The sequence below is a fragment of the Ruegeria sp. CF3 genome (assembly GCF_056537365.1).
The window spans coordinates 1,277,236-1,299,643 of sequence record NZ_JBQFRK010000001.1 but is presented as its reverse complement, the minus strand read 5'-3'; the positions used below and the strand labels follow the sequence as shown (position 1 = coordinate 1,299,643).

Annotated in this window: 24 protein-coding genes; 13 read left to right on the top strand and 11 right to left on the bottom strand. The window is 59.4% G+C overall.

Annotated features, from left to right (window positions below; genetic code table 11):
- Nucleotides 1-4: 4 nt before the first annotated feature.
- Nucleotides 5-493, bottom strand: coding sequence for a peptidase associated/transthyretin-like domain-containing protein (locus ACR0KC_RS06575; protein WP_170397223.1), 489 nt, complete (start codon nucleotides 491-493; stop codon nucleotides 5-7).
- A 256-nt stretch (nucleotides 494-749) separates the two neighbouring features.
- Here ACR0KC_RS06575 and ACR0KC_RS06570 point away from each other — a divergent pair, with 256 nt between their 5' ends.
- Nucleotides 750-1,715, top strand: coding sequence for a pirin family protein (locus tag ACR0KC_RS06570; RefSeq protein ID WP_170404212.1), 966 nt, complete (start codon nucleotides 750-752; stop codon nucleotides 1,713-1,715).
- Nucleotides 1,716-1,780: 65 nt separating this feature from the next.
- Complete coding sequence (locus ACR0KC_RS06565; protein ID WP_480771625.1) at nucleotides 1,781-2,755, top strand: 2-dehydropantoate 2-reductase; 975 nt, start codon at nucleotides 1,781-1,783, stop codon at nucleotides 2,753-2,755.
- A 61-nt stretch (nucleotides 2,756-2,816) separates the two neighbouring features.
- On the opposite strand, the gene ACR0KC_RS06560 is transcribed toward ACR0KC_RS06565, so the two are convergent.
- The 3 genes from ACR0KC_RS06560 to hrpB all read right to left on the bottom strand — a co-directional run bounded on the left by ACR0KC_RS06560 (nucleotide 2,817) and on the right by hrpB (nucleotide 7,476).
- Nucleotides 2,817-4,295 carry an inorganic phosphate transporter gene (locus ACR0KC_RS06560; protein WP_170397220.1) on the bottom strand — a complete coding sequence of 493 codons (1,479 nt, stop codon included), beginning with the start codon at nucleotides 4,293-4,295 and terminating at the stop codon, nucleotides 2,817-2,819.
- 89 nt (nucleotides 4,296-4,384) lie between these two features.
- Nucleotides 4,385-4,843: an NUDIX hydrolase gene (locus ACR0KC_RS06555; protein ID WP_170511319.1), complete on the bottom strand. Its 459-nt coding sequence runs from the start codon at nucleotides 4,841-4,843 to the stop codon at nucleotides 4,385-4,387.
- A gap of 194 nt (nucleotides 4,844-5,037) precedes the next feature.
- Nucleotides 5,038-7,476 carry an ATP-dependent helicase HrpB gene (hrpB, locus tag ACR0KC_RS06550; protein ID WP_480771624.1) on the bottom strand — a complete coding sequence of 813 codons (2,439 nt, stop codon included), beginning with the start codon at nucleotides 7,474-7,476 and terminating at the stop codon, nucleotides 5,038-5,040.
- Nucleotides 7,477-7,596: 120 nt separating this feature from the next.
- On the opposite strand from hrpB, the gene meaB reads away from it, so the two are divergent.
- The 5 genes from meaB (at nucleotide 7,597) to ACR0KC_RS06525 (ending at nucleotide 11,611) form a co-directional block, all read left to right on the top strand.
- Complete coding sequence (meaB, locus tag ACR0KC_RS06545; protein WP_170733232.1) at nucleotides 7,597-8,574, top strand: methylmalonyl Co-A mutase-associated GTPase MeaB; 978 nt, start codon at nucleotides 7,597-7,599, stop codon at nucleotides 8,572-8,574.
- Nucleotides 8,575-8,744: 170 nt separating this feature from the next.
- Complete coding sequence (locus tag ACR0KC_RS06540; RefSeq protein ID WP_480771623.1) at nucleotides 8,745-9,938, top strand: Hint domain-containing protein; 1,194 nt, start codon at nucleotides 8,745-8,747, stop codon at nucleotides 9,936-9,938.
- 119 nt (nucleotides 9,939-10,057) lie between these two features.
- Nucleotides 10,058-10,345, top strand: a complete 288-nt coding sequence (rpmB, locus tag ACR0KC_RS06535; RefSeq protein ID WP_008756960.1) for a 50S ribosomal protein L28 — start codon at nucleotides 10,058-10,060, stop codon at nucleotides 10,343-10,345.
- 405 nt (nucleotides 10,346-10,750) lie between these two features.
- Nucleotides 10,751-11,101, top strand: a complete 351-nt coding sequence (locus ACR0KC_RS06530; RefSeq protein ID WP_170424215.1) for a glycosyltransferase family protein — start codon at nucleotides 10,751-10,753, stop codon at nucleotides 11,099-11,101.
- 45 nt (nucleotides 11,102-11,146) lie between these two features.
- The gene (locus ACR0KC_RS06525) at nucleotides 11,147-11,611 is read left to right on the top strand and encodes a copper chaperone PCu(A)C (protein ID WP_170397208.1); all 465 of its coding nucleotides are present in this window, start codon (nucleotides 11,147-11,149) and stop codon (nucleotides 11,609-11,611) included.
- Between the two features lie 68 nt (nucleotides 11,612-11,679).
- On the opposite strand, the gene ACR0KC_RS06520 is transcribed toward ACR0KC_RS06525, so the two are convergent.
- Nucleotides 11,680-12,288, bottom strand: coding sequence for an HdeD family acid-resistance protein (locus ACR0KC_RS06520; protein ID WP_480771622.1), 609 nt, complete (start codon nucleotides 12,286-12,288; stop codon nucleotides 11,680-11,682).
- Between the two features lie 61 nt (nucleotides 12,289-12,349).
- Nucleotides 12,350-13,048: an NAD-dependent deacylase gene (locus ACR0KC_RS06515; protein ID WP_480705514.1), complete on the bottom strand. Its 699-nt coding sequence runs from the start codon at nucleotides 13,046-13,048 to the stop codon at nucleotides 12,350-12,352.
- A gap of 27 nt (nucleotides 13,049-13,075) precedes the next feature.
- On the opposite strand from ACR0KC_RS06515, the gene ACR0KC_RS06510 reads away from it, so the two are divergent.
- Nucleotides 13,076-13,525: a low molecular weight protein-tyrosine-phosphatase gene (locus tag ACR0KC_RS06510; RefSeq protein ID WP_480705512.1), complete on the top strand. Its 450-nt coding sequence runs from the start codon at nucleotides 13,076-13,078 to the stop codon at nucleotides 13,523-13,525.
- A 420-nt stretch (nucleotides 13,526-13,945) separates the two neighbouring features.
- Nucleotides 13,946-14,749 carry an FkbM family methyltransferase gene (locus ACR0KC_RS06505; RefSeq protein ID WP_170404176.1) on the top strand — a complete coding sequence of 268 codons (804 nt, stop codon included), beginning with the start codon at nucleotides 13,946-13,948 and terminating at the stop codon, nucleotides 14,747-14,749.
- Nucleotides 14,750-14,855: 106 nt separating this feature from the next.
- Here ACR0KC_RS06505 and ACR0KC_RS06500 read toward each other — a convergent pair whose 3' ends face one another.
- Nucleotides 14,856-15,797, bottom strand: coding sequence for a LysR family transcriptional regulator (locus ACR0KC_RS06500; RefSeq protein ID WP_170397757.1), 942 nt, complete (start codon nucleotides 15,795-15,797; stop codon nucleotides 14,856-14,858).
- Between the two features lie 65 nt (nucleotides 15,798-15,862).
- Nucleotides 15,863-16,171: a hypothetical protein gene (locus ACR0KC_RS06495; protein WP_170404173.1), complete on the bottom strand. Its 309-nt coding sequence runs from the start codon at nucleotides 16,169-16,171 to the stop codon at nucleotides 15,863-15,865.
- A gap of 176 nt (nucleotides 16,172-16,347) precedes the next feature.
- Here ACR0KC_RS06495 and ACR0KC_RS06490 point away from each other — a divergent pair, with 176 nt between their 5' ends.
- Both ACR0KC_RS06490 and lepA read left to right on the top strand, forming a co-directional pair.
- Nucleotides 16,348-16,971, top strand: coding sequence for an RNA ligase family protein (locus ACR0KC_RS06490; RefSeq protein WP_480771621.1), 624 nt, complete (start codon nucleotides 16,348-16,350; stop codon nucleotides 16,969-16,971).
- Between the two features lie 87 nt (nucleotides 16,972-17,058).
- On the top strand, nucleotides 17,059-18,858 hold the full coding sequence (gene lepA, locus ACR0KC_RS06485; protein ID WP_170424201.1) for a translation elongation factor 4: 1,800 nt from the start codon (nucleotides 17,059-17,061) through the stop codon (nucleotides 18,856-18,858).
- A 28-nt stretch (nucleotides 18,859-18,886) separates the two neighbouring features.
- On the opposite strand, the gene ACR0KC_RS06480 is transcribed toward lepA, so the two are convergent.
- A complete protein-coding gene (locus tag ACR0KC_RS06480; RefSeq protein WP_170397197.1) occupies nucleotides 18,887-19,834 on the bottom strand; it encodes an aldo/keto reductase in 948 nt (315 codons plus the stop codon).
- Between the two features lie 187 nt (nucleotides 19,835-20,021).
- Between ACR0KC_RS06480 and ACR0KC_RS06475 the strand changes: the two genes are divergently transcribed.
- Both ACR0KC_RS06475 and ACR0KC_RS06470 read left to right on the top strand, forming a co-directional pair.
- Complete coding sequence (locus ACR0KC_RS06475) at nucleotides 20,022-20,342, top strand: hypothetical protein (protein ID WP_170397195.1); 321 nt, start codon at nucleotides 20,022-20,024, stop codon at nucleotides 20,340-20,342.
- Between the two features lie 130 nt (nucleotides 20,343-20,472).
- Nucleotides 20,473-20,922: a hypothetical protein gene (locus tag ACR0KC_RS06470; RefSeq protein WP_170397193.1), complete on the top strand. Its 450-nt coding sequence runs from the start codon at nucleotides 20,473-20,475 to the stop codon at nucleotides 20,920-20,922.
- Nucleotides 20,923-21,004: 82 nt separating this feature from the next.
- On the opposite strand, the gene ACR0KC_RS06465 is transcribed toward ACR0KC_RS06470, so the two are convergent.
- Nucleotides 21,005-21,433: a hypothetical protein gene (locus ACR0KC_RS06465; RefSeq protein ID WP_480763585.1), complete on the bottom strand. Its 429-nt coding sequence runs from the start codon at nucleotides 21,431-21,433 to the stop codon at nucleotides 21,005-21,007.
- Between the two features lie 828 nt (nucleotides 21,434-22,261).
- The gene (locus ACR0KC_RS06460) at nucleotides 22,262-22,399 is read right to left on the bottom strand and encodes an entericidin A/B family lipoprotein (protein WP_010443271.1); all 138 of its coding nucleotides are present in this window, start codon (nucleotides 22,397-22,399) and stop codon (nucleotides 22,262-22,264) included.
- Nucleotides 22,400-22,408 lie beyond the last annotated feature (9 nt).

Below are 22,408 nucleotides of genomic sequence, written 5' to 3'. Positions count from 1 at the left end.
CGTATCAGGCAGGCTGCAAGACGAAATGCGCGGCAAGCGTTTTGTCTTTCGCGCTCGACATCACCGGGCGCAGGAATACCGTCTCAAATTCGCCGCTGTCATAGGCGAGATGCCCATGCGGTTGGCCAAAGGCGGGCACGATTTGTGGCATCTCAAGCCGAAATTCACCGTTCGCATCCGTCAGCGTCGCCCCATGGCTGCGCTGGTCGCGCTCGTGCCCCTCGGTCGTATGCGCCCAGATCTGGATACGCTGTCCGGGCAAGGGGGCTCCGTCGCCTGCGCGGCGCACGGTGCCGGTCATCCAGAAACCTCCGCCGCCGATGCGCTGCACAATAGGGGCGCCGGGGCGATAGTTGTTCGATCCGCCCCGCATGGACGGGGTCGGTGCAACGCCCTGCGCCCGCGCGGGCGTGGTCAGCCCGGCCGTGCCTAGCGCTGCAAAACAGCCCGCCGTAACCAACGCGCTGCGGCGGGTAAGAAGAACGTGCGACATCGAGAGGGCTCCTTTCGATAACGGGCATGGTGTCTGGCCTGACACTCAATCTAGCACGTTTGTTGCGAAAGCCGAGTTAAGCTGGTCTGAAGTTCGGGTCATTTCATCACCGTCACGTGAGCGTTGCCGCCGTTTCCGCCCATCGTGCACTGTATATGTGCACTCATGCGCTATGCCAGATAATAAATCATACTATATTCCACATTATCAAACATATTGAAGCCCAAGCCAGATCCTGACCTAAGGGAGAGCGAGAATGAGCTGGAATCCGACCCATACACCCGACTGCCGGTCCGAGAACCCGGCGCTAGACAGCCTGATCATCCCCCGTGCCCGTGATCTGGGCGGGTTCGAGGTGCGCCGCGCGCTACCCTCGGTCAAACGGCAACTGGTCGGCCCCTTCATCTTCTTCGACCAAATGGGTCCGGCCGAATTCATCACCGAAGGCGGTATTGACGTACGGCCGCATCCCCATATCGGACTTGGTACCGTGACCTATTTATATCAGGGCGAGTTTGAACACCGCGACAGTCTCGGCACGCATCAGATGATCTATCCCGGCGAGGTCAACTGGATGGTCGCTGGGCGTGGTGTGACCCATTCCGAACGTACCAGTGACCAAACACGCGGCAAGAAACACAGCCTGTTTGGCATCCAGACTTGGATCGCCTTACCCGAAACGCACGAAGATATGGCCCCCGATTTCGAACACCACAAACAGGGCGCGTTGCCCCATATTCAGGATGCAGGCGTCAGCGCCCGCCTGATCCTTGGTTCCGCCTATGGCGAAACCAGCCCGGTCACCATGCTGTCCGAGACCTTTTATCTCGACGTCCAGCTAGAACCGGGTGCCTCCTTCCCGCTGCCCGACAATCACGAGGATCGCGGTGTCTATGTCACCACAGGCTCGGTCGAGATCGCAGGCGACAGCTTCGAGGCGGGTCGCATGATGGTCTTCCGCCCCGGCGATCACCTGTCCGTGAAGGCCGGACCACTGGGTGCGCGGCTGTTGTTGCTGGGCGGCGCAACCCTGAACGAAGATCGCTACATCTGGTGGAACTTCGTCTCCTCCTCGAGGGAGAAGATAGAAACGGCCACACGCGAATGGAAAACTGCCGACTGGGCGAACGGCGCCTTCCACCTGCCGCCCGGTGATGATCAGGAGTTCATTCCGATCTCGGAAGACCTCGAACGCACCCGACCCAGACGCGCCCGCGTCTGACCTGACGTCACGCTGGCTCCGTTGAACGATCCCGGCGATCCTTGCAGGGACAGCGGAGGTTAGCCATGAATATTGTCATCGCCGGTGCAGGCAGCATTGGCTGCTTTTGCGGCGCATTGCTGGCCGCAGCGGGACACAGCGTGACGCTGCTGGGCCGCGCGCGGGTGCTGAACGCCATCCGGGGACAAGGGCTGACGGTGACAGATTTCTCGAACCTGCATCGCCACGTCGCCGCCGCACAACTCACGCTCAGCGAAAACCCTGCCTGTCTTGGGGATGCCGAGTTGGTCATCGTCACGGTAAAAACCGGCGCGACCGCCGAGATGGCAACGCTGATCGCCGCACACGCCACGGAAACGGTCCCGGTTCTGTCTTGGCAGAATGGGCTCGAGAACGCCCGCACCCTGCGCACCGCTCTTCCCGGACGCGACGTTCGGGCTGGAATGGTGCCGTTCAACGTGGTGCCGACGGGCCCGGCAACCTATCACCGCGCCACATCGGGCGAGATCGTCATCGAGCATGGCTCCCGGTTTCTGGCTGAACGCCTAAGCGCCCCAGATCTACCCGTCAGCGAAAGCGACCAGATCGAGGCAGTGCAATGGGGTAAGCTGGTGATCAACCTCAACAATGCATTGAACGCATTGTCCGGCCTGACCTTGCAAAACCAACTGCTCGACCGAAACTGGCGTCGCCTGATGGCTGATCAGATGGCCGAGGCGCAGCGTGTTTTGAAAGTCGCCGAGATCGAGGCCACCTCCACAACGCCACTACCCGCATGGATGACACCGCACATTCTACGTCTGCCAACGCCAATTTTTACACGAATTGCGGCAAAAATGCTGACCATCGACCCAAATGCGCGCACCTCGATGGCTTATGATCTGACGGCGGGTCGCCCGACCGAAATCGACAGTCTACAGGGCGAAATCATCAAACTCGGCCAACAGTACGCGATCCCAACCCCGATAAATAGCCGAGTCTCTCAACTCATCCACCAATCACCGGACACGCCGCTCACAGTCGACCAGATCATAACCTGATCCGTCTCTTCATCTGGCCTAAAATACCTCGGAGCGCGAGGCAGAGCCTCGCAAATTCCGATCAAGCGAACGCAGTCAAAACCCAGAAAATTAGCGCCGACATCACTGCCGCTGCCGGTACCGTGATCACCCAGGCCGCCACGATGGTCATGAAATGCGACCGCCGCACCAGCTTGCGCCGCCGCCGTTCCTCGCGCGCCAGTCGCAGCTCCGCCGGCCGCTGGCGGTTCGAGTATTTCCACCGCCGTTCTGCATGCCACTCCCGATAGAAGCCAACACCAAAGACGGCCCCAACCGCGATATGAGTCGAACTGACCGGCAGACCCAGCCAACTGGCGACGATGACCGTGATCGCCGCCGATAGCGCGACACAGAACGCCCGCATCGGGTTCAGCTTGGTGATCTGGCTGCCGACCATACGGATCAGCTTGGGACCGAACAGGAATAGGCCGAACGAGATGCCAAACGCACCGATCACCATGACCCATGTCGGGATCGAGACTTTCGTGGCAAAATCTCCGAACTCGGCCGCATGCACGATCGCCGCCAATGGACCCACCGCATTGGCCACATCATTGGCCCCATGCGCAAAGCTCAGAAATGTGGCCGAAATCACCAGAGGCAGACCAAACAATGTTTTCAACGACCGGGTCCGGTTCTCCAACCCTTCAGACTTGCGCTTGACCCACGGTACCGTCGCAGCCCAGACCAGGCCGCCAAAGGTCAGACCGATCAAAAGGGCAAATTGAAGATCAATTTTGACGATCCGCTTCAGGCCTTTGACCGACAAGTAGGTGGCAAACGCCCCTGCCATCACGGCAACCAGAATGGGCACCCAGCGCCGCGCTGCCGCGATCTTGTCGTCCTGATACTGGATCTTGTGTTTGATCAATGCCAGAAAGGCGGCTGCAATCATCCCGCCCAAAACGGGTGAGATCACCCAGCTGGCGGCAATCGCGCTCATCGTGCCCCAGCTCACCGCACTTAGGCCTGCCGCAGCAATGCCGGCACCCATCACGCCGCCAACCACCGAATGCGTGGTCGAAACCGGTGCCCCGACCCAGGTAGCCAGATTGACCCACAGTGCCGACGATATCAGGGCCGCCATCATCGCCCAGATGAACACATTGCTGTTCTGCACCGACATCGGATCGATGATGCCCTTAGAGATGGTCGAAACCACATCCCCCCCTGCCAGCAATGCGCCTGCGCTTTCTGCGATGGCGGCAATCAGGATGGCTCCGCCCATGGTCAGAGCATTGGCCCCAACTGCCGGGCCCATATTGTTGGCCACGTCGTTGGCACCGATATTGATCGCCATGTAAGCGCCGAATGCAGCAGCTGCGACAACGATCACGCCGCCATCGGCCCGTCCGAACAGAAGCGCTGCAGCCAAACCTGCCAGCGCGATAAAGGCCAGTGCAATTCCGGGGGCCAACAGAGGACGCGATACTTGGGCATTGGCGTGCTCAACGCGCGAGATACGCTGTAGGTCACGGTCCAGTGCGTGCCAACGGGCTTTAGTGGGGTGGTCTGACATCGGTTCACAACGGCTGTTTTGAATGATGCCCGCCGCTAAACGGTTCCAATGGGCGCGGCAACCTTTGTCATCAGTTTTTTACAATATTGTTACAATTGCAGTAGCAAGTCGCGCAATTCCGGCTCTTGCACGCGTTCGGCGGCCACCTTCGGGGACACCCAGCAGCGCTTACGCTGATCGGACTCGGGGAATACATCCGCCAGTCCGGTCACCTCGATCCGATAAACGCTGGTGATAACCGGCAACGCCGTGCCGTCATCCAACCTTTTGTCGTAAGAGTAATGACCAACGGGATCTTTCTGCACCTCAGTCGCGCGCACTCCAGCCTCTTCCCAGGCTTCCCGCAATGCGGTTTCCGGCCCGTTGAGCCCATCAATGGGCCAGCCTTTGGGGATAATCCAGCGTCCGGTGCCCCGACTGGTGATCAACAGAACGTCGTCACCGGGACCTGCCTTGCGGGTACACAACGCAGCAACCTGCACCCGGCTTGGGCGCTGGATCAGCGGTCGCGCGACCTCTTCCCAGATGTTGCGTATCCATGTCGTCATGTCAGGCCTGCTCGGGCGTGTTCTTTTTGTAATTCGAAGAAGTTACATAATCATGTATTGCTGAGTTAACAATACCGCCCTCGGATAACCGCAAAATATGGCCTGAACTTTCGGTGTTTCGTGTATTTTTGCAGCAATTTGTGCGCTTTGCACTGTTTCCGCCAATGAGGCTTATCAACGCCCACCTGATCAACTCAGCCTTTGCGCCGCTTCGCGCGCAGCGTTGGATCCGCCTGAGTTGGATCTTCGGGCCAGGGATGTTTTGGGTACTGCGCCCGCATGTCCTTGCGCACATCGGCATATGACCCGGCCCAGAATCCGGGCAGATCACGGGTGATCTGGATCGGTCGCTGGGCCGGTGACAGCAGCGTGATCTTCAAAGGCTCGCCCCCAACCACCGGATGTTGCGTAACGCCGAATACCTCTTGTAGCCGAACCGAGATTTCGGGCACCGCACCGCCATAGTCAATTGGCAGCTTGCGGCCCAACGGAGTCACAAACGAGCCCGGCGCCCGCCGATCCAGTTCATGCATCTGTTCCCAGTCCAGCCGAGCACGCAGCGCGGGCAGCAGGTCGAACCGCTTCCAGTCATCGGCATTGCGCACGCCCGAGAGCATCGGCAGCAGCCAGTCTTCCAGCGTATCCATCAGCCCGGTTTCCGAGAAGTCCGGCAGATCAGCGCCTTCCGCGCGGATCAACTCGACCCGAGCGGCCAATCGCGCTGCGGCCCCGTTCAGCCGCACACCCAGATCGCGCACCCCGTCCAACATCGCCCGCGCCAATGCATCCTCGGGGACATCTTTCCAGATGCGGTCGTCCAGCGTGATCGCTCCGAACCGCTCTTGCCTGCGCGCCACGACACGGCGTTCGCGTTTCGACCAGTCGCAGCTGTCGACCCACGCGATCTGATCGCCGAATAGATCGCGAATTTCCCCCTCGGAAATCTGCGCTGCCATGCGCACACGCGCCTCACGCGGGTTCCCATCCGTATCCGTCACCACGAGATATGGCGCACCTGCCAGCGTATCACCAGCTTCCAGCACGACGCCTTTGCCACCCGACAGGACATAACGCGGGACATCTCCCTTGCGCCGCTGTCCGATGCGATCGGGATAGGCCAGCGCCGCCATCGCTGCCGGGCTCAGACCGCCCGCATCCTTAGATTGCGCGCGCAACCGTTTTGCTTCGCCCTTGATCCGATCCAGCGCGCCCATGTTGACCTGCCAGACCCGATTGCGCTGAAACGCGCGCACGTCCCGCAGCACCTCAAGCCTCAAAGACAGATCGACCGGAGCGCCCCTTAGCGGATCGCGTTCCGCCATCAGCGCCGCCAGTGTCGCGGCCTCAGGTCCTGCGTGCAGCAACATATGCCCCAGCCGAGGATGCAGGGGCAGCGCCGCCAGTGCCCGCCCATGCTCGGTGATCCGGCCTTTGCCATCCAGGGCACCCAGCATCGCCAGCAACGCGCGCGCCTCAGCCAGCGTGCCTTCGGGCGGCGCGGTCAGAAACGCAAGATCACCCGGTTCTGCGCCCCAGAGCGACAATTCTAACGCCAGCCCGGTCAGATCGGCAGCCTCGATTTCGGCAGGCGGGTAGGCGGCTAGTGCACCTTCTTCGCCCTTGGACCACAACCGATAGCAGACACCTTCGGCCACACGCCCCGCACGGCCTGCGCGCTGCGTCGCTTCGGCCCGCGTCACCCGCTCGGTCACCAGCTGCGACATGCCTGATCCGGGATCGAACCGTGCCCGCCGGGCTTGCCCCATATCGACCACCACGCGGATATCGGGAATAGTCAGCGAGGTTTCGGCAATCGACGTCGCCAGAACCACCTTGCGACCTTGCTTAACCGGCGCAATCGCCGCGCGCTGGGCGGCAAAGGGCAGTGCTCCGAACAAAGGCCGCACTAAACAGGTGTCGGGTAGACGGCTGGCCAAAGCCGCCTCGGCCCGCCGAATTTCACCTTCACCGGGCAGGAACACCAGCATGCCCCCTTTGGTTTCCCGTTCGGCTCGCACCACCAGATCGATCAGCGCGTCCAGTCGCCGCGCCTGCGGCGCCAAAGGCCGGTCCAACCAGCGGGTCTCGACCGGATAGCTGCGCCCTTCGGATGTCACCAGAGGCGCGTTCATCAGCTGGCCCACCGGTTCAGCATCCAGCGTCGCGGACATCGCCAGCAAGATCAGGTCATCGCGCAACGCTCCAGTCACCTCAAGGCACAGTGCAAGCCCAAGATCGGCGTTCAGGGACCGTTCGTGGAATTCATCGAATATCACAGCACCTACGCCGGGCAGGTCAGGTTCGGATTGCAGCATCCGTGTCATGATACCTTCGGTCACAACCTCGATGTGCGTCGCCTTTGAAACTTTCACGTCTCCACGGACACGATAGCCCACGGTCTGGCCCACGGGCTCACCCAGCGTCTCAGCCATGCGTTCGGCGGCGGCGCGGGCGGCCAGCCGCCGGGGTTCCAGCATGACGATCCGGCCCTCGCACAGACCGGCCTGCAGCATCTCAAGCGGCACGCGGGTTGTCTTGCCCGCACCCGGCGGCGCCTGCAGCACCGCGCGCCCATGCGTTCGCAAGGCGTTCAGAAGATCGGGAATGGCGTCATCAATGGGCAACCGGGTCATATCGCCTTATCGCCAAAGCCTCGGCCAAGGTCCAGCGTCGCCAAACTCAGCTCCGGTTGGGGCTGGACAAACCGGGTCATCCCCCCTCATCTAGGGCAAATTCCAGCCGGGGACTTACCGATGAACATTGCCGAGCTTGGCGACAGGATCTTGAACGGAGAGCGCAGGGCATTGGCCCGTGCGATCACACTGGTCGAAAGCGGGCGTGAAGATCATCGAGCGCAGGCAACCGCGCTGCTGGATCAATTGAGCGGCGCCGGACGCCAGGCGTTGCGGATCGGCCTGTCGGGCACGCCGGGTGTAGGCAAATCGACCTTTATCGAAAGCTTCGGCATGATGCTGACGGGGCTGGGGCTGCGCGTTGCGGTTCTTGCAGTTGACCCTAGCTCGGCCCGTTCGGGGGGCTCGATCCTGGGCGACAAGACCCGCATGGAAAGGCTGAGCCGCGAGAAAAACGCCTTTATCCGCCCGTCCCCCAGCCAGAGCCATCTTGGTGGCGTGGCGCGACGCACACGCGAAGCGATTGCACTTTGTGAGGCGGCTGGTTTTGACGTCGTGCTGATTGAAACCGTGGGTGTGGGCCAATCGGAAACCGTTGTGGCCGAGATGTCTGACCTGTTCCTGCTGCTGCTGGCCCCGGCGGGCGGCGATGAGTTGCAGGGCGTCAAGCGCGGCATCATGGAGATGGCTGACATGATCCTGATCAACAAGGCGGATGGCGACCTGAAAGCGACTGCCACCCGCACCTGCGCCGATTACGCGGGCGCGCTGCGTCTGCTGCGCAAACGCCCGCAGGATCCCGAAGGGTTTCCCAAGGCCATGACCGTTTCAGCGGTTGAAGAGCATGGGCTGGAACAGGCCTGGGACGAGATGCAGGCCCTGACAACCTGGCGGCGCGAAGCCGGGCATTGGGTATCGAACCGCGCCACACAGGCACAATACTGGTTCGAGCAAGAGGTACGCCACGCATTGCTTGCGCGTCTCGAAACGCCACAGATGCGCAGTCGGATGAGCGATCTTGGCGCTCAGGTCAGTGCGGGCCACCTCAGCCCATCGGCGGCGGCCGAACAAATCCTCTCCGGGCTGTCCGACGCGTAACACTCTGGCGGTATGATGCGTGCGCGGCTGGTGCGCTGACCGCTAATCGTGTATTAAAGCTACATATATTGTTGTGTTTGAGTGTAAGTCACTGCGTTTGAACCGGGTTGAGAAAGGGCTTGGTCAGCTCGGATCGTGCCCGGATTCTCCGAGGAACGGGACACGTCAGAATGCCCAATATCAATGGTACCAACGGCGACGACGATATCGATGTCACAAATGACAACGGTACTCTGAACGGAAACCCGGCGACGCCTCCGGTGACCGGTATCCGCGGCCGTGGCGGCGATGACGATATCACCATCACCAATAGCACCATTGCCAACAATGTCCTGGGCAATGCAGGCACCGACACGATCATTGTCACCAACAGTACGGTTGGCGGGCGCATCGCTAGCGGGTCCGATGCGGATACGGTTGATATCAGGGGGTCAACCGTCGGCGATATCCGGCTTGGTGCCGGTAATGACACGCTGAATTTCACCAGCACCACGGTGTCGGGTGACATTCGCGGCGGCAGCGGAACCGACACGCTGAACCTCCCTGAGGGCACTGTTATCACGGACGATACTTTCGGGGTGATTACGGTCGAAGACGGGGTTGGTTATTCAGTCTCTAGCGGCACATTTACCCTGCCTTCAGGCATCACCGTCACGTATTCAGCGTTCGAGAACGGGTCGGGTATGCCCTGTTTCACGCGCGATACATTGATCACGACACAGGATGGGCGATCCCTGATCCAGTCGTTGCGCACTGGTGATCTGGTCCACACTCTTGGGCAGGGCCTACACCCGATCCGTTGGATCGGGCGGCGCGAATTTGATCGCTTCCAGCTTGAAGCCAACCCCAGACTCTGGCCTGTGCGTATCCTTGCAGGGGCATTGGGCGAGGGGCTGCCGCATCGCGATCTGCTGGTCTCGCGCCAGCATCGGATGCTGGTGCACTCAAAGATCGCCCAACGCATGTTCGGCACGACCGAGGTTCTGATTCCGGCCATCAAACTCACCGCAATGCCGGATATCTACGTTGATGAAAGCGTGGAAAGCGTCGAGTATTACCACCTGCTGTTCGACCGCCATCAGGTGATCTTTGCCGAGGATGCGCCAACCGAAAGCCTCTATACCGGCCCCGAAGCGCTGAAAATGCTGAGCGCCGCGTCGCTTCGCGAGATATTCGAGATTTTTCCCGAACTGACAGACCTTGACTATCGCGCCGACCCGGCCCGCATGATCCCCGGCAGGCGGCTGCAAGCGCAGTTGATCACGCGGCATTTGAAGAATAACAAGCCGCTGTTGCGGATGTCCCCGATCTTGACCTCAAATGAATTCAACTCGGGTGCAAAGATTTCGCCGCAGCCGTCTTGACCCTTCGCGCGATTCCCACTAAACGCATCCAACCAGTTTTCGGGCGCGACTTCGGGTTGCGCCCCTTGTGATTTGGCCGCGGGTCTTGTACCCGGCCTCCAGAAACAAAGGAAGAAACCATGTCGCGCCGTTGCGAACTGACCGGAAAAGGCCCGATGACTGGCAACAATGTCAGCCACGCCAAAAACAGAACTCGTCGCCGTTTTCTGCCCAACCTGAACGACGTTACCCTGCAGTCGGAAACTCTGGGTCGTGGCGTCAAGCTGCGCATCTCGGCAGCTGCCCTGCGCTCGGTCGACCACCGCGGTGGTCTGGACGCGTTCCTGGCCAAAGCCAAGGATGACGAGCTGTCAGCGAATGCCCTGAAAGTGAAGAAAGAAATCGCCAAGGCGCAAGCCTCGGCCTAAGCGCTTTCTCACGCAAGAATTCAGCCCTGCACCCTGCGGTGTGGGGCTTTTCTTTTTTGCATTCGCTGCCCCTGTACGAATGATTGTCTCTAAAATGGTAATAAAACGCCCTGCTTCGTGACGTTGTTCACAGAACGCCTGCTGAATATCGCATATGTTGATGCATATTCATGTTGAGGGGGTTACCATGTCACTCAAAGCAAAGAATTTTCTGTTTTTACTGCCACGATCAATTGCAAAAGCCGTGATCCGCTGCACCCGGATGCAGCGCCGGGTAAACCGACTGCATACGGGGATGAATGCCGAGGCGTTCAGGCCGCCGAAAAGCTGAGCTAGGCCATACTGTCTCAGCCACTGCTTTGCGCTTGAAGCCGGTTCAGTGGGCGGCGTATATACCAAGCTGACATGACAGGCTTTTTCCGCACATTTCTGCCTTATGCGCTGTCCCTGATGGTGATCCTCACCGGGCAGGGACTGGCCGTGTCGCGGGGTATGGAGCGCGCGGTCGGGCAGATGGTTTTGTGCACCGGCAGCGGGCCGGTCGTCGTCTATATGGACGAAGACGGCCAACCGACCCGCGCACCGCAATACTGCCCTGACTATGCGCTCAACCTTCTGGGCGCGATCCATGAAGCCTCGGTTGCCGTACCTCCGGCCCCGTCGCGCGCGCTCCCCGCGCCGTCGCTCCTTTCCCAGCATCTGATTGCCGCGCCGTTGCCGCGACACCCAGCTCGTGCCCCGCCGGTTTCTGCCTGATTCCAGTTTCCAAACTCTATCAGACAGTTACCAAGGAGAGGCATAATGACCCTCAAATCCAGCCTGCTTGCAGTCCTGACTACCTTTTCGCTGACCGGTGCGGCGCTGGCTGCCGATACCATCTCGGTCGAAGACCCTTATGCACGGTCTTCGGGCAAAACCGCGAAGGCGGGTGCCGCCTTCATGATGATCCAGAATCAAGGCGATACCGATGACCGCCTGATCGGCGTGACCTCGGATGCGGCTGCCCGAGTGGAACTACACACTCATAAGGTTGACGAAAACGGTGTCGCCAAGATGGTGCATGTGAAGGAAGGCTTCGCCATTCCGGCGGGCGAAACCCACATGCTGAAACGCGGCGGTGATCACGTCATGTTCATGGGCCTGACAGCGCCCTTCGAACAGGGAGGGAGCGTTCCCGTCACACTGATCTTCGAAAACGCCGGAGAGGTCGCGGTCGAGATCCCGGTCGATCTTGAGCGCCAGGACAAAGGCGGCCATTCGAACTAACGCCTGTCTTCAGGCTGTGGTACAGCCATCATTCATACGTCAGGCCGGGCAATGCCCGGCCTGTTGCGTCATCTGTTGACGGTTTTCATCTCCAATCGATCGCCCGCTTTTTTGAACCGTGCCGCCAGAAAGAACATCACCACCGCCGAGGTCAGCGCGAAGAAGGCAATTGCCCAGCCCAACGCCACCATGCCGCTGCCGGGCCAGAAGATCAGCACCAGCCCGACGATGAGTGCGAAGATACCTGAATTACGCACCGTTGCGCGCTCGGGGTCTTGTGGATGCATTTGCGGCAGCGCCATGAACGAGCCGATCGCAACGAACAGCGCCATCGCCCCCATGAGGGTGAAGGCCAGCCAGGCCACGCCCTGTGGCCAGATCAGCAACACCAAACCGATCAGCGCGGCACCGATCCCGACGCCTCCGATCAGCCCGCGCCGCCCAAAACCCAGCCAGGTCAGCGCGCCATCCAGAATCAGCAGCGCCCCTACCAATCGCAGCAATAATGAGATGCTGCTGGTCGGCCAGAACAGCGCTGCAATCCCGATCAGACCTGCGAGAATTCCACGCAGCAGAAAGGTCCACCACAGGCTGGCCAGATTGGTACTTAACGTATCGCGCGCGTCGATACTGCCGTCGTCAAGGATTTCTCCGTCTTTGGGCGGTAGATCGGTCATGTCACTCACTCGGGTTTGCGTTTTCTGCACCATAGACGGGAAGACGCGCCGCTGTCTGCCCCTATCGCGTGCTGCCTCGCGCCAACAGCTCATCGACCCAGCGCGGTACTGCCTCTGAGGCTGGCCCCAGCCGGGTTTCATCAAAAATTCCGGCGGATGGCTCAAGGTTCAATTCGATCGTCCGCGCGCCCACGGCCCGCGCCTCTTGTACAAACCCTGCCGCCGGATAAACCTGCCCCGAGGTGCCGATCGAGGCGAACAGCGATGCTTCCATCAGATGGTCGTAGATCTCATCCATGAAATATGGCATCTCGCCGAACCATACCACGTCGGGCCGGGCCGAGGGCTGGTGACAGGACGGGCAGGGCTCACCCACATCCATTTCGGGTGGCGAAGCCCAACGATATCCGCACGCCGCACACAAAGCCCCAGCCAACGTGCCATGCATATGGATCACATGCGCGGCCCCTCCTGCCTCGTGCAGGCTGTCGACATTCTGGGTGACAAGGATCACCTCTCCAGGCCAGCCCTGCTGCAACCGGGCCAGCGCCTGATGCGCCGCGTTGGGTTGCGCCTTGGCGGCCTGTACTCGGCGGGCATTGTAAAACTGATGCACCAGCGACGGATTGCGGGCAAAGCCCTCGGGCGTGGCCACATCCTCGATCCGGTGCTGCGCCCACAGGCCCCCTTCATCGCGGAACGTGCCCAACCCGCTTTCGGCGGAAATCCCGGCCCCGGTCAGAATGACGATCTTTTCCATACCTGCCCCACGCGCTAAACCTCTCTTATGTCACACCGTATCCTTTTCGTCTGCCTGGGCAATATCTGCCGGTCCCCCGCCGCCGAAGGTGCTTTTCGCGCCCGCGCCCCGCAGCACCAGACCGACAGCGCCGGAACCTCGGGCTGGCATATCGGAGACCCGCCCTACGGCCCAATGCAAAAGGCAGCCCGCGCGCGTGATATCGACCTCAGCGACCTACGCGCGCGCCAGTTCGTGGCCGAGGATTTCAACCACTTCGACCTGATCATCGGAATGGACGCAGAAAACATCGCGAACATCGAAGATTTGCGCCCGGACGGCAACGACACCCCGGTCCGCCTGTTGACCGATTTCGCCCCCCATATCGGTGCCGACCATGTGCCTGACCCGTACTACACCCGGGATTTCGACGGCGTTCTGGACCTGATCGAAGAGGCCGTGGCGGGGCTGGATGCGCATGTACGGGCTCAGTGGTAGTTTTGCCTTGCGTATTCAATCAATCCAGAGCGACAGCATGTTTGAGCCCAAAACCAACGTTTATTCGGCCTCCGCAGGCTGCATCGCAATCAGCGACAGGGGTCAAATCATCCGCCCTCTTAGCGCAAACCCTTGTGCCTATGCAGATAGTCGCATTAAGTGGATGGAATACTAGTCCGATCCCCAATGGTCATTTGATGGAATGATACAAATTCCTGATACACGCACGAGGCTGTCATCAGCACACATAAATCTCCAAGCTCCAAGTGAGACTGCAGCCAGTTAATCCAAATGAGTTAGACATATGATCACAGGCACGTTTAACCAGCTGAATACCCCGAAGGGTAGTCACAAAAAATGAACGACGAGCGCGCGCTGTTCCTGCACGAAGTTCTGTCACCGGAAAGACTGACGCGGGTGGTGGATGTGGGTGCCAATCCTCTTGGCGCTACCCCATATTCAACCCTCCTGAAGAACCGCATATGCGATGTCTGGGGTTTCGAACCACAGCAAGATGCATTTGCACGGCTCTCTGAAGAGGGAGGAGAAAATGAAACCTATCTTCCTTATGCGATCGGCAGAGGAGGAAGTGAGCGCCTTCATGTTTGCAAGGGAAGTGGCTTCACTTCGCTATTCGAGCCCAACCCCGACTTCATCAGAGTTATGGGAAGGTGGCCCAGGCAAATGCGGGTCGAAGAAGTTGTACCAATAACCACCCATCGGCTGGACGACCTGAAAGAGCTGCCAGAGTTCGATCTGCTGAAGATTGACGTGCAGGGCGGAGAATTGGACGTATTCAGGAATGCGCGCGAAAAACTCAAGAATGCGGTTGCTGTGATATCCGAAATCGCAATGGTGCCGCTTTACAAAGGTCAGCCACTGCTTGACTCACAAATGAGCGAGTTGTCTGCGCAGGGATTTCATTTCCACAAGTTTCTTTTTCTAAAATCGATGGCGGTCAAGACCCGTGCCTCGTCCCGCCTGAAGATGCGCGCTATGCGCAATCAGGCCATTGATGGCGACGCCGTGTTCCTGAAAAGGTTCTTCGCACTGGAGGACTCACCGACAGAAAGCTTGAAACATCTTGCGATCCTGGCGGACGCAGTGTTTCAAAGCCCCGATGTCGCACTTATGGCTCTGGAAGTGTTGGCTGATCGCGACGTCGTCAAAGAGGCTGAACTGGACGCCTACGAGGCGTTAGTAGAAGCTGAATTCAGCAGGTGAGAACAGCCTTTATTCCGGACATACTAACGCTCAGTAAACGTCTTTTGGTTTGCAGGACGGATGACGCATGGCTCAAACAAAAGAGCCTGGATGCTCACTTTCCGGTTCACCCCACCACCTTCAACTGACCACCTAACCACGGCAATTGCGCAATCGCTGGATCAACGATCTGGCTGCGCATCAGGCGTCGGATCATGTCGGCCACCTCCTGCGGCACCTGATCGGACCAGTCGGTCCGTGTAAACAAGGAAATGGTGCGTGCGAATTCACCGAACGGGGCAGGGTGCGCCTCCATCCCGTCGTGGAAGCGGGCGGCGCGCATATAGCCCAGCGGCGTGGTAATCGCCCAGCCGAGGCCGCGCGCGACCATCGCCATCAGCGCGAGGTGTGAGCCGATTTCGAACCGTTCCTCGAATTCCAGCTGCTGTCGGGCCAGATGGCTTTCGATCTGACGGCTGATCAACTGCTCGCGGGCATAGCGCAGAAAGGGCAGATCCTGCACTGGTTGCGCAACGCCCTTAGGCGCGACCAGAATGAACGGATCCTGCACCAGCGGATATTCGACCACGCCCTCCAGCACCTCGCCAGAATGGGCCGAGACCGCCATGTGCAGGCGCTGCGCTTCCAGCTCGGCAAACAGGTCCAGACTGGGCAGCGTGATCAGCTTGAATTTCGACCGGGTCAGACTGTCGGCCAGCAACGTCGCCAATCGAGGCGTCAGGTCGTTGTCGAAATCGTCGATCAAGCCGATGGACAGGGTGGTCAGATGCCCCAGATCCATCACCGCCAGTTCGCCTTGCGCCATCTGCAACTCGGCCAGCACTGCCTCGGCCCGCGCCAGGAAACTGCGGCCGGCCTGCGTCAGTCGCATCGGTCGCCGCCCGTGATCCACCAGATCGGTGCCCAAAGCCTTTTCCAGATTGCGCAATTGCTGGGAAACCGAGGGCTGGCTGAGCCCCGTGATCTCGGCCGCCTGCGCCACCGATCCCGTCCGTGCCAGCGCCTCGAACACCTCAAGGCCCCGCAGGGTCAGCCCTTTCATCACCATCGCACATACCTTTCGCTGCGCCATTTCTGAGGCGCAGCGGGCATCAGGTCAAGGATTGACAGGGCTCAGTTGCAGATCGCTTGCGCCATCTGGCCAAAGTTCTGATACCGATCCCACAGCGCATCATCGCGCGCGGTCTGCGACATCTTCAACTCCTGCGCCTGATGCGGGTTGGTGAACCACTTGGCGACGGTCTTCTGATCACTACGCGTCAGCGCCTGATCCGCCACGCGCTGAATACACCGGCACCGCGCCCGCGTCGCCGCTTCACGGTCTGATGCTAGACACGCCCGCTTGATCTGCGCCGCGTCCACTGTGTGGGCCACCGACGTCAGCGATGCCGCACAAAATGCGATTAAGAGGAACTGTTTCATACTCGAGCCTCGTTTTTTGCCTGCCCGGACGGGTCTTATGCCCCTCTCGGTCTGCGGCGGAGTATGAATCAAAGTGGATTCGGGATCAATTGGGTGGTTCGAAAAAGTGATTGCACGCGGCTGGGATGTCGCGTTTTCTGGCCAGACATTGTTTAAATCTCTTTCATGAGACCACTATGCTTAAGAAATACGGGCGCACGTTCCATCTGCCGGAGTCTCCCGGGGCCACCAGCGATGATAAGATCATGTCCAGCGTTGATGAACTGGCTTCGGCTGAGGAGGCCGTCTTCACCGAAGAACTGGACGGTGAGAATACAACGATTCATAGTCAGGGCTGCCATCCTCGCAGCATTGACGCGCGACACCACCCGTCCCGAGATTGGATGAAGGCCTTCGCTGCCGGAATTTCGCCACAGCTTGACGAAGATGAGCGCACAGTCGGTGAATATCTGTTTGCTCGCCACTCGATAGCGTACTCGGCGTTGCCGACTTATTTCCTGGGCTTCGCCTGGATCAAGGCAAAGCGCGTGCAATCGTGGGACGCGACGCTTTCACGCTTTCTCGAGCTGGGGATTACTGCCGTTCCCGAACTCTATCGCGGACGGTTCTCTGTTAAGGTTGTGGCAGATGTGATCGCGGGCCTGGAACTGGATACTCAGGAGGGTTTTGTCGTTCGCACAACTGCAGCGTTTAACGATGAAGACATGCCCACTCACCTCGCAAAATACGTGCGCGAGGGTCACGTGCAAAGTGATACGCATTGGATGAACGCGGAGTTGGTCAAAAACAGGTTGCTCTGAACGGTCAGAGGCCTCGCAATCAAAGGGTTTCGCTGGGGCTTCGTCCCACCTTGACCACAGCCCATTTCCGACGCATATCCCCAACCCATGACAGACCTCGCTCATATCCGCAATTTCTCCATCGTCGCGCATATCGACCATGGCAAATCCACCCTTGCTGACCGGCTCATCCAAGAGACCGGAACGGTCAAGGATCGCGACATGAAGGAACAGCTGCTCGACAGCATGGATATCGAGCGTGAACGCGGCATCACCATCAAGGCCAACACGGTTCGCATCGACTATACCGCCGACAATGGCGAGCAATATGTGCTGAACCTGATCGACACCCCCGGCCACGTGGACTTTGCCTATGAGGTCAGCCGCTCCATGCGTGCGGTCGAGGGGTCGCTGTTGGTTGTCGACTCGACCCAGGGGGTTGAGGCGCAGACGCTGGCGAATGTGTATCAGGCCATCGACGCCGACCACGAAATCGTGCCGGTGCTGAACAAGATCGACCTGCCCGCGTCCGATTGTGACCGCGTGGCCGAACAGATCGAGGATGTGATCGGCATCGACGCGACCGACGCCATTCAGGTCAGTGCCAAGACGGGGCAGGGCATCCACGAAACACTTGAGGCCATTGTGCAGCAGCTGCCCGCGCCGCAAGGCAACTTGGACGCGCCGCTCAAGGCGATGCTGGTGGATTCCTGGTACGACGCCTATCTCGGCGTCATCGTTCTGGTCCGCATCATGGACGGCACGCTGAAAAAGGGGATGCGGGTGAAGTTCATGTCGAACAACACCCTGCACCATGTCGACCGCGTCGGCGTCTTCCGGCCTGAGATGGAGATGGTGGATTCGCTGGGCCCCGGTGAGATCGGCTTCCTGACCGCCTCGATCAAACAGGTCCGCGACACCCGCGTCGGCGACACCATCACCAATGACCGCAACGGCACCGAAGAGGCCCTGACGGGATTCAAACCCGCGCAGCCGGTGGTGTTCTGCGGCCTCTTCCCCGTCGACAGTTCCGAATTCGAAGACCTGCGCGATGCGATCGACAAACTGGCCCTGAACGACGCCAGCTTCAGCTTTGAAATGGAAACCTCGGCGGCATTGGGCTTTGGCTTCCGCTGCGGTTTCCTCGGCCTGCTGCACCTAGAGGTCATCCGCGACCGGATCGAACGCGAATACGATATCGAGCTCATCACGACGGCTCCCTCGGTGATCTATCACGTCTACATGAAAGACGGCGAGATGATCGAGCTGCACAACCCCGCCGACATGCCCGATCCGTCCAAGGTCGACCATATCGAGGAGCCGCGCATCAAGGCGACCATTCTGGTGCCGGATGAATACCTCGGCGACGTGCTGAAACTCTGCCAAGACCGCCGTGGCATCCAGCTGGACCTGACATATGCGGGCACCCGCGCCATGGTCGTCTACGACCTGCCGCTGAACGAGGTTGTCTTTGACTTCTACGACCGCCTGAAATCGGTGACCAAGGGCTATGCCTCGTTCGACTACCAGATGACCGGCTACACCGAGGACAATCTGGTCAAGATGTCGGTGCTGGTGAATGACGAACCGGTCGACGCGCTGTCGACCATGGTTCACCGCGACCGGGCCGAGATGCGGGGCCGTGCAATGTGCGAAAAGCTCAAGGACCTGATCCCGCGCCACATGTTCAAAATCCCGATCCAGGCCGCCATCGGAGGCAAGGTCATCGCCCGCGAGACCCTCTCGGCCTTGCGCAAGGACGTGACCGCCAAATGCTACGGAGGCGACGCCACGCGGAAACGCAAACTGCTGGACAAGCAGAAGGCGGGTAAGAAAAAGATGCGTCAGTTCGGGAAGGTGGATATCCCGCAGGAGGCGTTTATTTCAGCGTTGAAGATGGACAGCTAAGGCTGTCCTTCCTCTCCGTTGATCGGTTCTATACGGCCTCAGGATCAGCGTCACTCTGACCAAGTTCCGCGAGTTCACTCCAAACCGCTCTTGGGATATCCCAATCCGCCCATTCGAGTGTTTGTCTCACATGCTGTGGCCAAGTCACTCCACACACCGTTGACGCAATTTTTGCGTCCCGCATCGAGAATTGCAGCGCTAAGGCGCCTAAGGGCACGTCATAGCGGGCACAGATTTCCTCAACCGCGCGCACAGGTGCGAGCGTTTCTTCTGTTGCTGGCCGATAGACGTAGAAATGATGGATTGCGCTGCCTCTGGCCAAGATTCCGCCGGCGTAAGGCGCTGCGTTCAATACCGTAACGTCCTTCGAGTTGGCCAGTTCGATCAGCGGCGCCGCATTCATGTTTACAAGCGTGTGCCGGTTGTGAGTCATCACCACGTCGAAATCCCGTTCGCGCAGCATTGGCATCAACACATCCAACTGCCCGCCCGCCAGACCAACTGCAGTTGCCAATCCTTCCTCTTTAATTTTGAATAATTCGTCCAGCGCACCTCCGCTGCGGGTAATCTCAGTTACGTCACCAGCGTATTCCGGGTCGTGCAGATGAAGGATGTCCACGCGATCTACCTCAAGAGCCTTGAGGCTTTGTTCAAAGGACCGCCGCGCTTGGGCGGCGTCGAAAACATTCGTTTCCATGTCACGGTCTACTTTTGTGGACAGAACGCGGCCTTTCGGCCAGCCACCGAGTTCACGGATGACACTCCCGATGCGCTCCTCGCTACGCCCCAACGCATAGCCTCGGGCGGTGTCGATAAAACCGTCGGGCCGGGCAAGTATGGCACGTATGGTCTCGCGCGCCCTATTCTCATCAACTTCGTAACCGTAAATCTGTGGAATGTTGCCTATACCGGTTGATCCAAAGCCAATTCGTGGGATTCGCACTCCGGTTTGACCTATTTCGCAAAGTGTTGTCATTGCACCCCTCCCCAGTCGCATATGAATAATTGAATTTTGAACAGGTCGACCCATCACTGCAAGTTCGGGGGCAAAAAAACACTAGAAGAAAAGCGAGAATGGAACCTGAAACTGTGACCCACCTCACAGCCCTAAATCAGCCCATCTGCTACAGTTGACCCAACGGCAACCTTTGCAGGAGGCCCTTATGTCTACATCGCTTGTTCCCCTTATCGCTTTTGGATCAGCAGGCCTTTATTCCGTTGCCATGATCGCGATGAAGTTCTGGTGGAAACTCCCCGGCGTGGGTCTTGGTCTACTGATCGTCGCGACCCTGCTGGCCGGGGCCACGCTCGAACTCGCCGCTCTGCGCGAGGAACGGCTGGGCATCATCTATACCGGCATTCTTGGGGCCGAAGTGGTTCTGATCGCCATCGCCTCATTCTTTCTGTTCGGCGAGAACTTCTCGTATCGCGAGGCGGCAGGTATCGGTCTGGTCATCCTCGGCACTGCGCTGGCCTGGGCCTGACGCAAACATTACCGGTTCATGAAGTTTCCCTTAGGTAAGTTGTAACCGGCGCACCTCCGCCCAATCTGTATGCCACAGCAAGGATGTTCGCTTTTGAACTTCAAAGGGTCGCTTTCAGGAGGAGATCCCCATGACCAGATACATGACTGCCGGAGCCGCCGCTCTGGCCACGTCCCTCGCCCTCGGAACCGCAGCACTGGCCGATACCACACCGGATCTGCGCGGCACGTGGGTCGGGTCTTACACGACCGTGCAGCCCAGCCATTATTACAAGGGGGATCAGCCCCGCTTTAATCAGGCCGAATGGATGCTCGACGTCCAGATGCAGGAAGACAATGTCTTCTGGGGCCCCAGCAAGTGGCGCCGCGAGGGTGATACTGAATGGAACGAATACGAAGCCACCGGAACCATCAGCCTCGATGGGTCTGGCGCGATCGGCATCGTTGAAACATCCCCGCTGGTGATTGGCGCCAATGCGTTGATCGATGCGCGGTACGAGGACGGCAAGATCTTTGCCGATTTCCGTAGCCTGCGGAACGGAACGACCTACAGCACAGTTCTGGAACGTCAGGTGAACTGAAGCGTTTCCGGCCCGATCGGATGTTAAAGGGGGTTAATGCCGCTGAGATTTGTGACTGCGGCAGGAGTAGTAGGTACCCCGTTCAGGTCGGAGCGCTTCTCATAAACAACTGTCTCCACAGGGAGGCGACGGGCCGGGCGGCGATCTCGCCGCCCGCGACAGGGTCCAGACCCCCGCGCTTGAGAATGCGGCGTTCCTCGGCACGGGTCATCTGGATCTCGCGGACCTTCAGCGCGGCGTCGCGCGCGGTGAGGTAAGAACCGTCCGGCCCAGGTTCCATCCCCGGAATACCACGCCCCTTCGACCACCACCCGCGCAGCCCGCTGAGCGGGTGTTTGCGTCCGATGGTGTCATCATCCAGTAACTCCCAGATCCGCTGCGCCTCGTTCATCGACACCAGTGCGGCGATCGGTTTGCCATAACGGGTCAGCACGATCACTTGCCGGGGGTCTTGCGACAAGGTGGCCAGTTCGCCCAAACGGGCGCGGGCTTGAGAAATGGTCAGGCGCATAGGCGAATCTCCGGTTGTACGATTCGAAAGATTGGGGGCTTGAGTGTTGTACAACTCGGACAATACCCCCCTAATTCAGCGCGCGGGACCTTCGCAGGTGCAGAAACCAAGCGAATTCTGGCCGGCGATCCATATTTGACTTTTTCCATCCCCAAGCCTGCGCGATGACGCGAATTCTCGGGTTATCCACATGGCTCTCCCGGCGGATATCAACAGCTTATCCCCGTCTAATTTTTATGCTGCAGTGCTATTTTCTTGCCGGATCATGACGCTGATGTAACAGTCTGGTTACTGCTTCTGATCTTCGGAACAGGGGCGGGATGCAAGGGCCAAGGGGGCCACAGCAGCGAAGGCGGATTTTAGGATTTGTTTGTAGTTGCAATGGCTTACCGGTGGTGGAGCAGGTGGTCTGGGCTTCGGTTCGGGTTAAATGCTCAGCCTCTCAGAAGGTCCGCGCGGACTGCGACGCGACATAGCGCGTGTGGCAGTGGCCAATGTCCCTTCGGGGGCCGAGGCAACTGGACCGGGAAGCCCCTCGGGCGGAACGGACCGGCAAGGCGTCAGGAGTGTCCGCAAGGATGCATGCAAAGACCGCGTCTGAGCACCTGACGCCTTTTCCTTTTTGAGAACCCAAGGTTCATACAGGCTACCACGCACCACCCTCCGGACCAGAACGGGGTTCTTTCGCTTGCGCAAAAGAACCCCGTCAAAGTGTCAGAAATGCAATGCCGCGTCTATGCACCTGTACCGGCACACTACTCGGGTTGAGTCGGTGTGGCAACTACATATTGCGGGTAAGCGTTGCCTGAACGCAACATCCCGTCACGATCAGATGTTTTCCTGCACGTCCTCGGCCGCGTTCTGGATGGCATCTCCGGCGTTTTCGATATCTTTGCCAGCGCCCTTTGCGGTTTCGCATGCGGTCAAGGTGAACAGGGCCAGGCCAATCAGAATTGCGCGGATCATCGGTTGCTC

Excerpts from the sequence above, each read along its gene's own strand:
- ACR0KC_RS06575 (WP_170397223.1), bottom strand. The coding sequence starts at position 493 with ATGTCGCACGTTCTTCTTACCCGCCGCAGCGCGTTGGTTACGGCGGGC.
- ACR0KC_RS06570 (WP_170404212.1), top strand. The coding sequence starts at position 750 with ATGAGCTGGAATCCGACCCATACACCCGACTGCCGGTCCGAGAACCCG.
- ACR0KC_RS06565 (WP_480771625.1), top strand. The coding sequence starts at position 1,781 with ATGAATATTGTCATCGCCGGTGCAGGCAGCATTGGCTGCTTTTGCGGC.
- ACR0KC_RS06560 (WP_170397220.1), bottom strand. The coding sequence starts at position 4,295 with ATGTCAGACCACCCCACTAAAGCCCGTTGGCACGCACTGGACCGTGAC.
- ACR0KC_RS06555 (WP_170511319.1), bottom strand. The coding sequence starts at position 4,843 with ATGACGACATGGATACGCAACATCTGGGAAGAGGTCGCGCGACCGCTG.
- hrpB (WP_480771624.1), bottom strand. The coding sequence starts at position 7,476 with ATGACCCGGTTGCCCATTGATGACGCCATTCCCGATCTTCTGAACGCC.
- meaB (WP_170733232.1), top strand. The coding sequence starts at position 7,597 with ATGAACATTGCCGAGCTTGGCGACAGGATCTTGAACGGAGAGCGCAGG.
- ACR0KC_RS06540 (WP_480771623.1), top strand. The coding sequence starts at position 8,745 with ATGCCCAATATCAATGGTACCAACGGCGACGACGATATCGATGTCACA.
- rpmB (WP_008756960.1), top strand. The coding sequence starts at position 10,058 with ATGTCGCGCCGTTGCGAACTGACCGGAAAAGGCCCGATGACTGGCAAC.
- ACR0KC_RS06530 (WP_170424215.1), top strand. The coding sequence starts at position 10,751 with ATGACAGGCTTTTTCCGCACATTTCTGCCTTATGCGCTGTCCCTGATG.
- ACR0KC_RS06525 (WP_170397208.1), top strand. The coding sequence starts at position 11,147 with ATGACCCTCAAATCCAGCCTGCTTGCAGTCCTGACTACCTTTTCGCTG.
- ACR0KC_RS06520 (WP_480771622.1), bottom strand. The coding sequence starts at position 12,288 with ATGACCGATCTACCGCCCAAAGACGGAGAAATCCTTGACGACGGCAGT.
- ACR0KC_RS06515 (WP_480705514.1), bottom strand. The coding sequence starts at position 13,048 with ATGGAAAAGATCGTCATTCTGACCGGGGCCGGGATTTCCGCCGAAAGC.
- ACR0KC_RS06510 (WP_480705512.1), top strand. The coding sequence starts at position 13,076 with ATGTCACACCGTATCCTTTTCGTCTGCCTGGGCAATATCTGCCGGTCC.
- ACR0KC_RS06500 (WP_170397757.1), bottom strand. The coding sequence starts at position 15,797 with ATGGTGATGAAAGGGCTGACCCTGCGGGGCCTTGAGGTGTTCGAGGCG.
- ACR0KC_RS06495 (WP_170404173.1), bottom strand. The coding sequence starts at position 16,171 with ATGAAACAGTTCCTCTTAATCGCATTTTGTGCGGCATCGCTGACGTCG.
- ACR0KC_RS06490 (WP_480771621.1), top strand. The coding sequence starts at position 16,348 with ATGCTTAAGAAATACGGGCGCACGTTCCATCTGCCGGAGTCTCCCGGG.
- lepA (WP_170424201.1), top strand. The coding sequence starts at position 17,059 with ATGACAGACCTCGCTCATATCCGCAATTTCTCCATCGTCGCGCATATC.
- ACR0KC_RS06480 (WP_170397197.1), bottom strand. The coding sequence starts at position 19,834 with ATGACAACACTTTGCGAAATAGGTCAAACCGGAGTGCGAATCCCACGA.
- ACR0KC_RS06475 (WP_170397195.1), top strand. The coding sequence starts at position 20,022 with ATGTCTACATCGCTTGTTCCCCTTATCGCTTTTGGATCAGCAGGCCTT.
- ACR0KC_RS06470 (WP_170397193.1), top strand. The coding sequence starts at position 20,473 with ATGACCAGATACATGACTGCCGGAGCCGCCGCTCTGGCCACGTCCCTC.
- ACR0KC_RS06465 (WP_480763585.1), bottom strand. The coding sequence starts at position 21,433 with ATGCGCCTGACCATTTCTCAAGCCCGCGCCCGTTTGGGCGAACTGGCC.
- ACR0KC_RS06460 (WP_010443271.1), bottom strand. The coding sequence starts at position 22,399 with ATGATCCGCGCAATTCTGATTGGCCTGGCCCTGTTCACCTTGACCGCA.